General features: G+C 63.4%; 12 protein-coding genes and 2 rRNA genes (1 of these 14 running past the window's edge). 6 read left to right on the top strand and 8 right to left on the bottom strand.

Annotated elements, in window-relative coordinates; translation table 11 throughout:
* Positions 1 to 1,501: ribosomal RNA gene (locus tag A0J57_RS11730) — 23S ribosomal RNA — on the top strand; it begins 1,297 nt to the left of the window's first position.
* Between the two features lie 164 nt (positions 1,502 to 1,665).
* A 5S ribosomal RNA gene (gene rrf / locus A0J57_RS11725) occupies positions 1,666 to 1,780 on the top strand.
* 197 nt (positions 1,781 to 1,977) lie between these two features.
* Here the strand turns inward: rrf and pgeF are convergent.
* Positions 1,978 to 2,739 (bottom strand): peptidoglycan editing factor PgeF, encoded by a 762-nt coding sequence (gene pgeF / locus A0J57_RS11720; protein WP_061934328.1) that lies wholly within the window; start codon positions 2,737 to 2,739, stop codon positions 1,978 to 1,980.
* A gap of 164 nt (positions 2,740 to 2,903) precedes the next feature.
* Here pgeF and A0J57_RS11715 point away from each other — a divergent pair, with 164 nt between their 5' ends.
* Entirely contained in the window at positions 2,904 to 4,520 is a 1,617-nt protein-coding gene (locus tag A0J57_RS11715; protein ID WP_061934326.1) for an amino acid permease, read from the top strand.
* A gap of 33 nt (positions 4,521 to 4,553) precedes the next feature.
* Here A0J57_RS11715 and A0J57_RS11710 read toward each other — a convergent pair whose 3' ends face one another.
* Positions 4,554 to 5,828 (bottom strand): multidrug effflux MFS transporter, encoded by a 1,275-nt coding sequence (locus A0J57_RS11710; protein ID WP_061934324.1) that lies wholly within the window; start codon positions 5,826 to 5,828, stop codon positions 4,554 to 4,556.
* Positions 5,829 to 6,024: 196 nt separating this feature from the next.
* Between A0J57_RS11710 and A0J57_RS11705 the strand changes: the two genes are divergently transcribed.
* Positions 6,025 to 6,321: an SEL1-like repeat protein gene (locus tag A0J57_RS11705; RefSeq protein ID WP_044661147.1), complete on the top strand. Its 297-nt coding sequence runs from the start codon at positions 6,025 to 6,027 to the stop codon at positions 6,319 to 6,321.
* A 187-nt stretch (positions 6,322 to 6,508) separates the two neighbouring features.
* On the opposite strand, the gene A0J57_RS11700 is transcribed toward A0J57_RS11705, so the two are convergent.
* Genes A0J57_RS11700 through A0J57_RS11680 form a run of 5 tightly spaced genes read right to left on the bottom strand, consistent with a single transcriptional unit; the run spans position 6,509 to position 9,763 of the window.
* The gene (locus tag A0J57_RS11700) at positions 6,509 to 7,654 is read right to left on the bottom strand and encodes a GNAT family N-acetyltransferase (RefSeq protein WP_061934322.1); all 1,146 of its coding nucleotides are present in this window, start codon (positions 7,652 to 7,654) and stop codon (positions 6,509 to 6,511) included.
* A complete protein-coding gene (locus A0J57_RS11695; RefSeq protein ID WP_061934320.1) occupies positions 7,647 to 8,372 on the bottom strand; it encodes a glycerophosphodiester phosphodiesterase family protein in 726 nt (241 codons plus the stop codon). The genes A0J57_RS11700 and A0J57_RS11695 overlap by 8 nt, the downstream gene beginning before the upstream one ends.
* Positions 8,356 to 8,817: a RidA family protein gene (locus A0J57_RS11690; RefSeq protein ID WP_061934318.1), complete on the bottom strand. Its 462-nt coding sequence runs from the start codon at positions 8,815 to 8,817 to the stop codon at positions 8,356 to 8,358. The genes A0J57_RS11695 and A0J57_RS11690 overlap by 17 nt, the downstream gene beginning before the upstream one ends.
* Positions 8,814 to 9,470, bottom strand: coding sequence for a hypothetical protein (locus A0J57_RS11685; protein ID WP_061934315.1), 657 nt, complete (start codon positions 9,468 to 9,470; stop codon positions 8,814 to 8,816). The genes A0J57_RS11690 and A0J57_RS11685 overlap by 4 nt, the downstream gene beginning before the upstream one ends.
* Positions 9,467 to 9,763, bottom strand: a complete 297-nt coding sequence (locus A0J57_RS11680) for a DUF3572 domain-containing protein (RefSeq protein ID WP_044661152.1) — start codon at positions 9,761 to 9,763, stop codon at positions 9,467 to 9,469. The genes A0J57_RS11685 and A0J57_RS11680 overlap by 4 nt, the downstream gene beginning before the upstream one ends.
* 78 nt (positions 9,764 to 9,841) lie before the next feature.
* Here A0J57_RS11680 and A0J57_RS11675 point away from each other — a divergent pair, with 78 nt between their 5' ends.
* The gene (locus tag A0J57_RS11675; protein ID WP_170825584.1) at positions 9,842 to 10,204 is read left to right on the top strand and encodes a response regulator; all 363 of its coding nucleotides are present in this window, start codon (positions 9,842 to 9,844) and stop codon (positions 10,202 to 10,204) included.
* 73 nt (positions 10,205 to 10,277) lie between these two features.
* Here the strand turns inward: A0J57_RS11675 and A0J57_RS27180 are convergent, their stop codons facing one another.
* A complete protein-coding gene (locus A0J57_RS27180; protein WP_255308956.1) occupies positions 10,278 to 10,400 on the bottom strand; it encodes a hypothetical protein in 123 nt (40 codons plus the stop codon).
* 2 nt (positions 10,401 to 10,402) lie between these two features.
* Here A0J57_RS27180 and A0J57_RS11670 point away from each other — a divergent pair, with 2 nt between their 5' ends.
* Positions 10,403 to 12,277 carry a PhoX family phosphatase gene (locus tag A0J57_RS11670; protein WP_061934313.1) on the top strand — a complete coding sequence of 625 codons (1,875 nt, stop codon included), beginning with the start codon at positions 10,403 to 10,405 and terminating at the stop codon, positions 12,275 to 12,277.
* Positions 12,278 to 12,500 lie beyond the last annotated feature (223 nt).

Below are 12,500 nucleotides of genomic sequence, written 5' to 3'. Positions count from 1 at the left end.
ACATGAGTAGCGATTAACAGTGTGAGATGCACTGTCGCCGAAATTCCAAGGGTTCCTGCTTAAAGCTAATCTGAGCAGGGTAAGCCGGCCCCTAAGACGAGCCCGAAGGGGGTAGTCGATGGGAACCACGTTAATATTCGTGGGCCTGGTGGTGTGTGACGGATGGCGTAACTTGTTCGGCCTTATTGGATTGGTCCGGGCAGGGAAGTTGTCCCAGGAAATAGCCCCACCGTATAGACCGTACCCTAAACCGACACAGGTGGAATGGTAGAGTATACCAAGGCGTTTGAGAGAAGTATCCTGAAGGAACTCGGCAAATTGCCTCCGTACCTTCGGAAGAAGGAGGCCCCACATATGCGCAAGCACTTGTGGGGGGCACAGGCCAGGGGGTAGCGACTGTTTAGCAAAAACACAGGGCTCTGCTAAGTCGGCTTCAAGACGACGTATAGGGCCTGACGCCTGCCCGGTGCCTGAAGGTTAAGAGGAGGAGTGCAAGCTCTGAATTGAAGCCCAGGTAAACGGCGGCCGTAACTATAACGGTCCTAAGGTAGCGAAATTCCTTGTCGGGTAAGTTCCGACCTGCACGAATGGCGTAACGACTTCCCCACTGTCTCCAGGATATGCTCAGCGAAATTGAATTCTCCGTGAAGATGCGGAGTACCCGCGGTTAGACGGAAAGACCCCGTGCACCTTTACTGCAGCTTCAGAGTGGCATTAGGAAAGAACTGTGTAGCATAGGTGGGAGGCTTTGAAGCGATGACGCCAGTTGTCGTGGAGCCATAGGTGAAATACCACCCTGTTGTTTTCTGATGTCTAACCTCGCACCGTTATCCGGTGCAGGGACCCTCTGTGGCGGGTAGTTTGACTGGGGCGGTCGCCTCCTAAAGAGTAACGGAGGCGCGCGATGGTGGGCTCAGGACGGTTGGAAACCGTCTGTTAGAGTGCAATGGCATAAGCCCGCCTGACTGCGAGACTGACAAGTCGAGCAGAGACGAAAGTCGGTCATAGTGATCCGGTGGTCCCTCGTGGAAGGGCCATCGCTCAACGGATAAAAGGTACGCCGGGGATAACAGGCTGATGATTCCCAAGAGCTCATATCGACGGAATCGTTTGGCACCTCGATGTCGGCTCATCACATCCTGGGGCTGGAGCAGGTCCCAAGGGTTTGGCTGTTCGCCAATTAAAGTGGTACGTGAGCTGGGTTCAGAACGTCGCGAGACAGTTTGGTCCCTATCTGCCGTGGGCGTCGAAATTTGAGAGGAGTTGACCCTAGTACGAGAGGACCGGGTTGAACATGCCTCTGGTGTACCTGTCGTCCTGCCAAGGGCGCAGCAGGGTAGCTATGCATGGACGGGATAACCGCTGAAAGCATCTAAGCGGGAAGCCTCCCTCAAGATAAGATTTCTTCGAGCGGTCGTAGACCACGACCTTGATAGGCCGGATGTAGAAGTGTGGTAACATATGGAGCTAACCGGTCCTAATTGCTCTGATCGCGCCTGAGAGTCCCACCATCAATGACAACACTGGATAAAACCAGCGTCTGCCATCGAGCGTGGTGATCAACCTCATGCCAGATAAACAAACCAACTCATTTGATGACGCGTTTCTCAACCGAAACGACCAAGTGCACGGCACCGATTAAAACCCGAAGCGCAAGCTCTATTGCTTGGTGACCATAGCGTCTGTGACCCACCCGATCCCTTCCCGAACTCGGACGTGAAACCAGTCTGCGCCGATGGTACTGTGGCTCAAGCCCCGGAAGAGTAGGGCGTCGCCAGGCATTATAGCTCGCGCTTCACACATAACCCATTCGCAGCCATGAACATGTCCCATCGATCTTCGGATCGGTGTCGGACTTTCATTGCGCCGACATGCGTGATCTGTTCCCCGAATAGCGTTCCGGCGCAAAATCGCACGGCAAGGCGTGCGCGGAGGTTTGAATCCCGCCACGGTCCTTTGGGCGGCCGATTCCCGCTCCTAATCCTGCAACGCGATCATCGAAATCTGCCGGCCATAGTCGGCTTCTCCCCGATGGCAGGAACGGCGGTAGCTGTAAAAGCGGTCCGGCTGGCCATAGGTGTCCTCGTCCAGCAGTTCGATCTGGCCGATTCCCGCATCTGCCAGCCGCGCAGCTACATAGGCGGCGATGTCGAACTGGCAATGCCCCTCGCGCCCTGCTGAGAAGAAGCGATCATTTTCCGCATCCGCCGCCGCGAAGCGCTCTGCGAAATCCAGGGTCACTTCATAGGATGAGCGCCCGATGCAGGGCCCTATCGCGCAGGCGATCCGGTCGCGCGCGGCGCCCAGCGCCTCCATCGCGTCGATCGTCCGATCCGTGACACCGCCCAAGGCACCCTTCCACCCTGCATGCGCCGCGCCGACGACTCCGGCGGAAGCATCGGTAAACAGCACTGGCACGCAATCGGCGGTGAGAATCCCCAATATCAACCCAGGCCGATCGGTCACCATCGCATCGGCTGCCGGCCGTTCGTCGGCTTCGATAGGCGCCATGACCGTGACCACATCGGGCGAATGAACCTGGTGGACCGTCACCAGAGCCGCACCCGGCAACAGCGCGTCGCGGGCGAGATCCCGGTTTCGCAGAACCGCGTCCCGTTCATCCTCCGAACCCAGTCCCACGTTCAGGCCCGCATGAATTCCGGTCGAAACGCCACCGCGCCGTCCTGCGAAACCGTGCAGGACGTCGCCCAAACCCGCAGCCCGCAGCAACTCGACCACGCTTCACTCCTCAACATCGTCATGGGAACCGCTTTTGCACCATGTCCTGAATGCGCAACATACTTGCGCACGGCGGATTAGGCGATAGTCTCCGTTCCATCACAAAAGGGGAACGGCCGCAACGGTCGCCTGGGCAAAAGACTTCAAAGATAAAGGGCTCCACCATGATTTTCGGGCGCATAAAGCCATTGGATGCCATATTGGCCACGGCCGAGAAGAAATCTCTCGTCCGTACCCTGGGGCCGGTTCAACTGACGCTGTTGGGTGTCGGCGCGATTATCGGCACCGGTATTTTCGTTCTGACCGCCGCCGCCGCGCAGAAGGCTGGGCCGGGCATGATGTGGAGCTTCGTCATCGCGGGCGCCGTCTGCGCCTTCGCGGCGCTCTGCTATTCCGAGATCGCCTCGATGGTACCCGTATCGGGTTCCGCCTATACCTATACCTATGCGGTCGTCGGGGAATTGCTCGCCTGGATGGTGGGCTGGGCGCTGATCCTGGAATATGCGGTCGCGGCCAGCGCCGTTTCGGTGGGCTGGTCCGGCTATTTCATGGGATTGCTCAAAAGCATAACCGGACTTGAACTGCCACAGGCGCTTTCGGCGGGGCCCGTCTGGACGATGAACGGCCTCATCCCGCATGCCGATTTCTCCCATGGCGTCATCAACATTCCCGCCATCGTCGTTGCGCTCGCCGTCACCGCTCTGCTGGTGATCGGCACCACGGAAAGCGCTCGCGTCAATGCCGTGCTCGTCGCCATCAAGGTGACAGCGCTCACCGCCTTCATCCTCTTGACGCTGCCCGTGCTGGACACCGGCAATTTCTCGCCCTTCGCGCCCAATGGCTGGTTCGGCCCGGAAGGCACAAGCGGCATGGGCATCGTCGGCGCGGCCGCCTCGATCTTCTTCGCCTATGTCGGTTTCGACGCCGTCTCGACCGCGGCGGAGGAAACCAAGAACCCGCAGCGCAACGTGCCCATCGGCCTGATCGGCAGCCTTGCGCTGTGCACCATCTTCTATCTGCTGGTGGCTGGCGGCGCGATCGGCGCCATCGGCGCGCAGCCGGTGCTCGGCCCGGACGGCGCCGTCGTCGCGCCCGGATCGCAGGGTTTCGCCGCCGCCTGCGCCACCGCGGCCCATGCGAAGGACCTTGTCTGCTCCAACGAAGCGCTCGCCCATGTGCTGCGTGAGATCAACTGGACCGTGGTGGGCAATGCCCTGGGCCTTGCCGCCAATCTGGCGCTGCCCTCGGTCATCCTGATGATGATGTTCGGCCAGACCCGCATCTTCTTCGTGATGGCGCGCGACGGCCTGCTGCCGGAAAAGCTGGCCAGCATCCATCCCCGGTTCAAGACGCCCCATGTCGTCACCATGGTGACCGGCGTCTTCGTTGCCATCGGCGCCGCGCTGCTGCCCGTGGGTCAGCTTGCGGACATCTCCAATTCCGGCACGCTCTTCGCCTTCTTCATGGTGTCGATCGCCGTGCTGGTGTTGCGCGTGAAGGAACCGGGCCGCGCCCGTCCTTTCCGCACGCCGCTGGTGTGGGTGATCGCCCCGATGGCGGCCGTCGGCTGCATCTTCCTCTTCTTCAACCTGCCCTTCGATGCCCAGCTGGTCCTGCCGGTCTGGGGCGGCCTCGGCCTCGTGCTTTATTTCATCTATGGCTATCGCAAGAGCCATGTGGGACGCGGCCTGATCGAAACCCACGAACAGGATGCCGGCATTCCGCCTCAGCCCGTGCCGCCTTTGCCGGGCGCGCATACGCCCGGTGGCCGGGACGCCTGATCGACGAAGGGGGGCGGCCACACCGCCCCCTTTTCAATGCAGCGGTTCGAATTCCGGATCGCGCAGCGCGCCATGATGGGGGCGCGTGAACAAATTGCCCCGTTCGGCCCAGGCGACGATCAGGAAGGAGATCGAGCCGAACACCGCCAGCCCCAGCGTCAAAGGCAATGTCGTCCCGTCGAAGGCGCGGCCGATCAGGCTGCCCAGCGCGCTCGACACGGCCGTGGTCAGGAACGCCTGGAAGGAGGAGGCGACGCCCGCGCCCCTTGCGAAGGGTTCCATCGAGATCGCGCTGAAATTCGATGCGGTGAAGGCGATGGTCATCATCGTCGCCGCCTGCAGGATCATGAAGCTGACGATGGTTTCATGCCCCGTCAGGATCACCGCCAGATGCGTGACATTGATCGCCACCAGGCAGAGCAGCGCCGTCTGGCTCAACCGCCGCGCACCGAAGCGCGAGACCAGCCGGCTGTTGAGCAGGCTGCCGATCCCCATGCTGCCGGCGATGGCAGCGAAGGCGAAGGGGAAGATCCTCTGCGCCCCGAATATGTCGAAGAAAATCTGCTGTATCGAGAGGATGAAGCCGATCAGGCCACTCATCACGACGCCGCTCGCCAGCATATAGCCGATCGAGGTGCGGGTGCGCAGGATGGTGCCGACCGTGCGGAAAATCGTGCCCGCGCTCATGCGCAGGCGATTTTCGGGCAGCAGCGTTTCCGGCAGGCGCATGCTCATCCACAGCAGGACGGCCGTCGCCAGGATCGCGAGCGCCCAGAAGATCCAGCGCCAGGGCGCGATCCACAATATCGCCTGGCCGAATGTCGGCGCCATGACCGGGATCAGCATGAAAACGGCGAAGATCAGCGACATCACCCGGGCCATCGCATCGCCCCTGAACCGGTCGCGGACGATGCCGACGGTGATCACCCGGCTGGCCCCCGCGAAGAAGCCGGCGCTGACCCGGCCGACGAGCATCATGGCGAAGCTGTGCGCGCCCGCGCAGGCGATGGAGGCGAGGATGAACAGCGCCATCGCGCTGCCCAGCACCCGCTTTCGCCCATATCGATCGGACAGCACGCCGAACAATAGCGATCCGACCCCCAATCCCATGAAATAGGCGCTGATGATCAACTGCCGGTCATTGGGGTGCGGGACCGAAAGATCCCGGCCGATGTCGGGCAAGGCGGGCAGCATGGGATCGATCGACAGCGCGTTCATCGCCATCAGGCAGGCGCACAGCATCACGAACTCATGGAACGCTATGTCCTTTTTCGGCTGTGCTGCGGCGACGTCGCGTTGATCGGTCATGCCGGTGGCTATGGGGACAATCGCGCGGACGCGCCACCCCTTTAGTGCCTTCGCGGGGCATTGCCTTTGCCGCCCATAGCATCATCGCGGCTCCGATCTATGGTATCTGCCGCGTTAACCATTTTTTATCCGCTGCCGGTGCAGCCTGCCGCTCGTCGAAAACCATCGCGTCGAAATCCATGAGGGGGATTCGGTTATGGCTAATGGACTGAAGAGTGCGCAGTTTCTGATGGAAAGCCGCTTCGCGGGGGCAGCGGACCGAACGGCGGAGGCCTGTTTCGATCTGGGTGTCGCCTATAGCTGTGGCACAGGCGGTCTGCCCGTCGATCTGATCGAAGCGCATAAATGGTTCAATCTCGCTGCGCTCAAGGGCAGCGAGGAAGGGCAGACGATGCGCGCGGAAGTGGCCGGGGAAATGTCGGCGCGCGAAATCGCCGAAGCGCAGCGGCAGGCGCGTGCGCTGATCGCCGCGACGCAATTGCGGGCTGCCTAGGCATTTCCAGCAGGGGCATCGCCTGATCGCCCGGAAATGGCGACAAGGCAAAAGCCTGGGGCGGCCGCGCCGATGCAAACGGATCGGTGCGATGATCCACCGGGAAATAACGGGCTAATCTCCAGCCTTTGCAGGAGCACGGGGCGCCTTTGATCGGACCTGACCGTCTGCCCACAGCCCCTTTGCATCAGTCCGGTCGTGCCTCGCCCTTTCGAAAGGGTGTCCTTTCGGTCAGCCACATCCTGTCGCGCTGCACGCCCTGCCGCTCTGCCGCCAGGAAGTCGGCAACGGCGCGGCGGAAGCTGGCATTGGGTATGAAATGCGCGGAAAAGGTCGGTTCCGGCGCATAGCCGCGCGCCAGCTTGTGGCCACCCTGTGCGCCAGCCTCCACCCGTTTCAGCCGGCGGGCGATGGCGATGTCGATCGCCTGATAATAGCATAGCTCGAAATGCAGATTGGGCACGTCCTCGGTACAGCCCCAATAGCGTCCATAGAGCGTATCCGCGCCGATCAGGTTGAGCGCGCCGGCGATCGGCTGCCCATGCCGCAGCGCCAGCACCAGCAGCACCCGGTCCGCCATGCTTTCCCCCAGCATGGAGAAGAAAGCGCGGGTCAGATAGGGGCGCCCCCATTTGCGCGCGCCGGTATCCTGGTAGAAGGTCCAGAATATGTCCCAATGCGCCTCCGTCAGCGCGGCCCCGGTCAGGTGGACGATCTCCAGTCCCTCGACCGCCCTTTCACGTTCCTTGCGGATATTCTTGCGCTTGGCGCTCGACAGGTCGGCCAGGAAGTCGCCGAAATCGCCATAGCCGCGATTGGTCCAGTGGAACTGGCTGTCTTCCCGGATCAGCCAGCCCGCCGCCTCGAACAGCGGCACCTGCTCCGGCGCGATGAAGGTCGCATGGGCGGAGGACAGCTCATTCTGCTGCACCACCGCCTCGATCCCGGCGATCAGCGCCGGGGCGAGGGCTTCGTCGCGCAGCAGCAGCCGGGGGCCCGGCACCGGCGAAAAGGGCGCGGCGATCTGAATCTTCGGATAATATTGCCCGCCGGCCCGCTCCCAGGCATCGGCCCAGCCATGGTCGAACACATATTCGCCCTGGCTATGGGTCTTGCCATAGAGCGGCGCGGCGCCGGCGATACGCCCATCCGGCCCGTTGATGACCAGCGGCAGGGGCTGCCAGCCGCTATTTCCGCCGACGCTGCCAGACCGTTCCAGCGCCGTCAGGAAATCCCAGCTCATGAAGGGATTGGCATTCCCTGCGCAGGCATCCCACTCGTCGCGCGGCAATTCGGCCACGCCCTGGGCAAGGCGCGCCACGCACTCAGTCATGCGACCGCTCGAAGATGATCTGGTCCGCGTGCAGCGCCGCGCGGGCACGCTGCTCCTCGCCACGCACCGTCCATGTCAGCACGGGCAGGCCCCTCCGGCGGGCGTCAACGGATAAGGAGGAAGGCAGGTCGCGGATGTCACAGGCGATAAAATCGGGTTTCGCCGCCCAAAGTGCAAGGGCGCGCCCGATTCTGTCGCGCCAGCCGCGCTTGCCCTGCTCCGTGATCACCAGCCCGCGCGCGACCATGGGACGGTGACGCCGGAACCAGCGCATCGCCACGGGATTGAAGGACATGACGGCCGCCGGCGTCTTGGGCCGCCGCGCGAGATCGTCGGCAACCGCCACGCAGATCGGTCCGACATGCCGCCCGTCCACCTTGATCTCGATGAGCAGCGGAACGTCCGTCCCGCACAGGTCGAGCAGGGCGCGAAGGCGGGGAACGCCGCCACCGTCCGGCAGCATCAGCCGGTCTATCGCCCCGGCATCATGATCCTGCACAGCCCCATTCTCGCCCGTCATGCGGCGCAGCACGGCGTCGTGGAAGACAATCGCCACATTATCGCGGCTGAGGCGGACATCGCATTCGATGCCGAAACCGCCGGCGATGGCGGCCGCGAAAGCCGCCATGCCGTTCTCGCTGATCCGGCCCCCATGCAGCCCGCGATGGGCGAAGGGGCGGGCGATCAGGAAGGGGAAGGCGTCAGGCCGGGCGGACAAGGACGATCGCGTCGATCTCGACCACCGCGCCCAGCGGCAGCACCGGCACGCCCACCGCGCTGCGGGCATGCTTGCCCGCCTCCCCGAAGACCTCGACCATCAGTTCGGACGCGCCATTGGCGACCTTGGGCTGGTCGGTGAATTCGGGCGTGCTGCTGATGAAGGCGCCCAGCTTCACGATCCGTTCGACCCGGTCCAGGCTGCCGAGCGCGGCCTTCATCTGGGCGATCAGGTTGAGGCCGCAGGCCCGCGCCGCCTTGACGCCATAGTCGAGGTCGCGGTCCTCGCCCAGCCGGCCCGTCATCAACTGGCCGTCGGACAGCGAGATCTGCCCGGAGATATGCAGCAGGCCGTTCGCTTCCACCGCCGCCACATAGGCGGCGACCGGCGCGGCGGCGGCGGGCAGGGTGATGCCCAATTCGGTCAGGCGGGCTTCGATGCTCATGCGGATGCTCCTTGAGTGGTCTGTAAGGTTTCGGGCGCCGGACCCTCGGCCAACCGGGCCGCGATCCAGGCTTCGGCGGCCGCCCAGTCGTCGATCCGGGCGTGGGCCCGCGGCGCGGCGGCTATCGTGCCGGCGATCTCCGGCTCACCCACCATGTGCAGGCGCCAGACGCCCGGCGCATGATCCGCCACCGAGCCATGATGCTCGGCCAGGTCGTCGATGAACAGGGCGACGCTGGGCTGGCGCTCCGCGACGATGGCGGCCAGCGGCTGACCCTTGCCGCCCTGGTTCCAATAGACGGTGAAGGGGAGGCCATGGGTTGCGAGCTGCTCCTCCCTCTGCCGGTGATGCCGCTCCGTGATATTGGTGAGGACAACGATGTCCGCGATCCCGCTCAGGCGGCGCATCGCCTCCACCGCCCCGGCGATCGGCGTCTGGCGATGCATTTCCGTATCGAAGAAACCGATCAGCAATTCCCACACCAGCGCGCGCTCCAGCGGCTGGCCGCTGTCCTTGTGCCGCAGCGCCCCGCCAAAGCCGCGCTCACGCATGTCGAAATGGACATCGTGGTTCTCGTCCAGCCATTGCCGGAAGGGCACCACCATGTGCAGCAGCACCTCGTCGCAGTCGGTGATGATCAGGGGGCGGGTCATGCGATCAGGGACTCCCTTGCGGCGATCAGCGCCTCTGGCCTGCTGTCGATGCTTTCGGCACAGGCGATCAGATCCGGCTCATGATCGGCCAGGAAGCCCAGCACCGCACTCAATATCGCCGGATCGCCCACGCCGTTCCTCAGCGTATCGGCGTCCAGCCCGGTCAGCGCCAGCAGCCGGTCGGCGCGGCGATCGTCCGCCAGTGTCCAGGCCAGCGCCATCAGGGCCAGAACGGATGGCTCCCGGGTCTCGTCTGGGATATGTTGCTTGCCATGGTTAATGTCGGGACGCATGATTGATCTCAACGAAGGGCGGGCCTAGGGGGACGCACTTCCATTATGTTTGCGGATTTCTCCAAACGCGGGTGACTGGTGGCAAAGCGCGTGCTCGTTGTCGAGGACAACGAACTCAATCTCAAACTTTTTTGTGACCTGCTGCGCGCGCACGGGCATGAGGTGCTGCCGCTGCGCGACGGGCGGGACCTGCTGGCGCAGGCGCGCGAATTCCATCCGGACCTGGTGATCACCGACATTCACCTGCCGCATATCAGCGGGCTCGACCTCATCATCTCGCTGAAGCGGGACGCGCAATTGTCGTCGGTGCCGATCATGGCGGTCACCGCCTATGCGGGCCATGGCGATGAGGAACGGATTCGCGGGGCAGGCGCGCAGGCCTATGTGTCCAAGCCGATTTCCGTGCTGCGCTTCATAGAGCAGGTGAACGCTCTGCTCTAGGGTGCGGATTTGCCCGTTGCGGCCATGAAATCCTCCCTCTCCGCCGCCTGAAGCCGGGATTGTCACCGCCCGGTCATACGGCTTTCATCGATCCGTCTCCCTTTTGCAGCCATGTCGTCACGCGGCTCTGCCATGCCGCCGTCGCCAAGGGCGCGGCGTTCAGCCGACAGCCCGGATTGTACACAGGGGTATTCATCCATGTCTCATCTGACCGACGAGGCGCGCGCGGCCTTCCGCGATGCGCAGCCCAAGATCACTGCCGGCGAAGACAGCCTGGAATCGATCGTTGCCGCCAATCCGGCGCGCCGCACCGTGCTGAAGAACGGCCTGCTCGGCCTTTCCATGCTGCCGATGCTGGGTGCGCTCACGGCCTGCGGCGACGATGACGATTCCGGCTCGCCGACACCCACGCCCACGCCGACGCCAGCCCCGGCGCCCAGCTACGCCATCAACTTCGCACCGGTCGCGATCAACGGCAACGACACGGTCACGGTTCCCGCCGGCTACACCGTCGATGTGCTGCTGAAAGCAGGCGACTCGGTCGAAACCGGCACCGCCTATGCCCCCGGCAGCTTCCCCGGCAGCGCGGCCCAGACCAATTTCTGGGCGGGCGGCAATCATGACGGCATGGAATTTTTCGAACTGTCGGGCGTCGACCCCAACAGCGGCGGCCTGCTGGCGATCAACCATGAACTGCCGGATTACAACATCCTCTTTTCCAGCGGCGCCTATAATGCCGCCACCGCCACGGCCGACCAGAAGGCCATCGCCCTGTCGGCGGTCGGCGTTTCCGTGGTGGAGGTCGTCAAGGGCACGGACGGCAAGTTCGCGGTCAAGGCGGGCTCGCGTTTCAACAAGCGCTATAGCGGCAACACGGACTATCGCGTCGGCGGCCCCGCCGCGGGCCTGCTCTCCCCGACCATCCGCGGCACGCTCAACAACTGCTCCTCGGGCCGCACGCCCTGGGGCACCTATCTGACCTGCGAGGAGACGACCAACAACTATCTCGACCCGACGCAGCCCAACAACAATTATGGCTGGGTGGTAGAGATCGACCCCTATCAGGAGCTGGCCGCGCCGACCAAGCGCACCGCCATGGGCCGCTTCTCCCATGAGAATACCGCCTATATGGACGATGCCAACAACCGCGTCGCCTTCTATATGGGCGACGATTCGACGCCGGGATGCATCTACAAATTCGTGCCCGACCGCGCCTACAGCACCGGCAACCGCGCGTCGAACATCGACATGCTCGACTATGGCACGCTCTATGTGGCGCGCTTCAACGCGGATGGCACGGGTGAATGGCGGGCGCTGGTGCAGGGGCAGAATGGCCTGGTCGCCAATGCCTCCGACCCGGGCAATGTCAGCCAGTCGACCACCCCGCCGACCCCCACGACGGTCAGCTTCAACAGTACGGCCGATGTGCTCATCAACGCCCAGTCGGCGGCGCGCGTCGCCGGCGGCACGCTGATGGACCGGCCGGAATGGATCACGGTTGCGCCGAACCGCCAGGCGATCTTCGTCACGCTCACCAACAATAGTGGTCGCCGCGTCACCGATAACCCCAATCCGCGCACGACCAACCTGCACGGTCATATCCTGAAGTTCCGCGAAAATGGCGATTCGCCGCTGGCGACCCGCTTCACCTGGGACGTCTTCCTGCTGGCGGGCAATCCCAATCTGGCCGAAGCGAACCTGAAGGGGAACATCAGCGGCGATTATTTCTCCAGCCCCGATGGCCTTCGCATCGATCCGCAGGGCCGCCTGTGGGTCCAGACCGATCACAATCTCACCGGCAATGCGGGCACGCTGAACGGTGCGGCGGTCAACATGACCCAGGCCTTCGGCAACAATTCGATGTACCATGTCGACCAGACGAGCAAGGCATCCAAGCGCTTCCTGGTCGGTCCCGTGGGCTGCGAGATCACCGGCATCGCCTATACGCCGGACCTCAAGAGCTTCTTCATCAACATCCAGCATCCGACCGGCAACTGGCCGGTATCGGGGCAGCAGCCACGCTCCTCGACCATCGTGGTGCGCCGTACGGATGGCCAGCCGGTCGGTAATTGATCGATCCGGGCTTGGCGGATTTTGGCCAATCCAGGACATTCCCCTCCCGTAAACGGTAGGGGTTAGGGGTGGGTGCGAGCGTAGCGAGCTTCTGACTTAGCCGTTGCAAAACAGCGCAGATGCCGCGCCAGCCCACCCCCTAGCCCCCTCCCGCAGGCGGGAGGGGGCTAGGGGGTGRGCTGGCGCGGCAYCTGCGCTGTTTTGCAACGGCTAAGTCAGAAGC

Source organism: Sphingobium sp. 22B, assembly GCF_001580035.1.
Classification (GTDB): domain Bacteria; phylum Pseudomonadota; class Alphaproteobacteria; order Sphingomonadales; family Sphingomonadaceae; genus Sphingobium; species Sphingobium fuliginis.
The sequence above is the reverse complement of the archived record's forward strand: the minus strand, read 5'-3'. Positions and strand labels throughout refer to the sequence as shown.

Excerpts from the sequence above, each read along its gene's own strand:
- A0J57_RS11710 (WP_061934324.1), bottom strand. The coding sequence starts at position 5,828 with ATGACCGATCAACGCGACGTCGCCGCAGCACAGCCGAAAAAGGACATA.
- A0J57_RS11690 (WP_061934318.1), bottom strand. The coding sequence starts at position 8,817 with ATGAGCATCGAAGCCCGCCTGACCGAATTGGGCATCACCCTGCCCGCC.
- A0J57_RS11680 (WP_044661152.1), bottom strand. The coding sequence starts at position 9,763 with ATGCGTCCCGACATTAACCATGGCAAGCAACATATCCCAGACGAGACC.
- A0J57_RS11715 (WP_061934326.1), top strand. The coding sequence starts at position 2,904 with ATGATTTTCGGGCGCATAAAGCCATTGGATGCCATATTGGCCACGGCC.
- A0J57_RS11700 (WP_061934322.1), bottom strand. The coding sequence starts at position 7,654 with ATGACTGAGTGCGTGGCGCGCCTTGCCCAGGGCGTGGCCGAATTGCCG.
- A0J57_RS11670 (WP_061934313.1), top strand. The coding sequence starts at position 10,403 with ATGTCTCATCTGACCGACGAGGCGCGCGCGGCCTTCCGCGATGCGCAG.
- A0J57_RS27180 (WP_255308956.1), bottom strand. The coding sequence starts at position 10,400 with ATGAATACCCCTGTGTACAATCCGGGCTGTCGGCTGAACGCCGCGCCC.
- A0J57_RS11685 (WP_061934315.1), bottom strand. The coding sequence starts at position 9,470 with ATGACCCGCCCCCTGATCATCACCGACTGCGACGAGGTGCTGCTGCAC.
- A0J57_RS11705 (WP_044661147.1), top strand. The coding sequence starts at position 6,025 with ATGGCTAATGGACTGAAGAGTGCGCAGTTTCTGATGGAAAGCCGCTTC.